Origin of the sequence: Brunnivagina elsteri CCALA 953, from assembly GCF_002289455.1 — a bacterium.
GTDB lineage: Bacteria > Cyanobacteriota > Cyanobacteriia > Cyanobacteriales > Nostocaceae > Brunnivagina > Brunnivagina elsteri.
Genome location: NZ_NTFS01000755.1, coordinates 1 through 1,335 on the forward strand (window position 1 = coordinate 1; position 1,335 = coordinate 1,335).

The 1,335-nt window shown below is 41.7% G+C and carries 1 protein-coding gene and 1 pseudogene; both read right to left on the minus strand.

What is annotated here, in order from left to right:
• Nucleotides 1-8 precede the first annotated feature (8 nt).
• Nucleotides 9-668: pseudogene (cas1, locus tag CK510_RS30465) on the minus strand (CRISPR-associated endonuclease Cas1); the annotation flags it as partial.
• 25 nt (nucleotides 669-693) lie between these two features.
• On the minus strand, nucleotides 694-1,335 hold a 642-nt coding region (locus CK510_RS30470), incomplete at its 5' end, for an ISAs1 family transposase (RefSeq protein WP_143289532.1).

Sequence of the window (1,335 nt, forward strand, 5' to 3'; positions counted from 1 at the left end):
ACCAAAATTCATCTTTGCTTTCTCCGACTCTTACTACGCAGATTAGCCTCCTCTTGAGATATCAAATGGGTTCTATAAGCCTTAACTTGTCGCGTCAATAAATCCCAACGTGGCTGTTTCCCTCCATTATCATCTTGAATTTGTTCCTCCATCCGTTGCAAAAATGCCTGCAAATACTTTTTTCGTCCCGTATCATTCAAAAAACAACCTCCATCTCGATAGTCAAAATCATTTTTAGCATCAATTACCCGACTATTTACCAACCACAACAACAGCGAATCCACAATCGGAGCGCGGAATTCTTCAATCAAATCGGACGCTAAAGCCGCATGTCTATCATGAGCAATATGGAGGGAAGCATAATAAGGGTCAAGCCCTTGTAACTCGATTAAAGCTAATAGATGATTCCACAAAACTTGATACCCAAAACTCAAGATTGCATTCACCGGATTACCCGGAGGACGACGACTACGGGATGTAAAAACAAAATCAGAATTTGTCAAACAATCCCCCAACACACTAAAATATTGTGCCGCACCAGCACCTTCAAAACCCATCAATTTTTCTCGACTTTCGGCAAGACTTGCTTGACTCGCTAAATAATCAAGACTCTGTAAAACAGCTTCTACATTTGTTGATTCCAATCGCTTTCTTTGCCTTCGTAATAAGGTCAGGGTAAGCGCATCTCAAACCCTATTGACAACAAGCTTTTGAAGTATCATGATTAGATAAACAAGCAGCAAGAATCGTCAGCATATAGTTGTTATCCATAGCCGCCCGATTTGATTTTTGGCGAGTGCTACGCTTGAACGATTGCTCCAAATTTAATGCGTTAAGCGCAATTCGACGCAGCAAAGACAAATTCTGTGGAGCATGACCTGTACGGACGCGGCAAGCGTCTTCATTGAATGTGACATCTAGAGTCCAATGTAGACCATTTTCAACGCTCCAATGGAGGCGAATAGCTTGCCCTAATTTACAAGCATCGCAGTCCAAACTAGTGAGGTAAAACTGAACTTCACGGGTTGTTTTGTTCCATAGATGCCTCACACGCACAACCATAACTACACATTTCAACCCAGCCCAATCCAAATGATTATGTAGAGGTGGCAACTGAGAAACAGGAACACACCAAATTTGTCGTTTTTCAGTACGATGATGCCCTTTCTCTACCCGTTCGTCGAAACTGTGAATAATTCCTTCAAAGTCTTGGAGCAACTGTTGCTCAAACCAGTTTTTTACTTGTCCATGAAGGGTAGGATGATTAGCTTTAAGCGCTAAAACATAGTCAGCTTTTGCATTAAAAATTTGGGATGCAATTGCGGTTTGCGTACC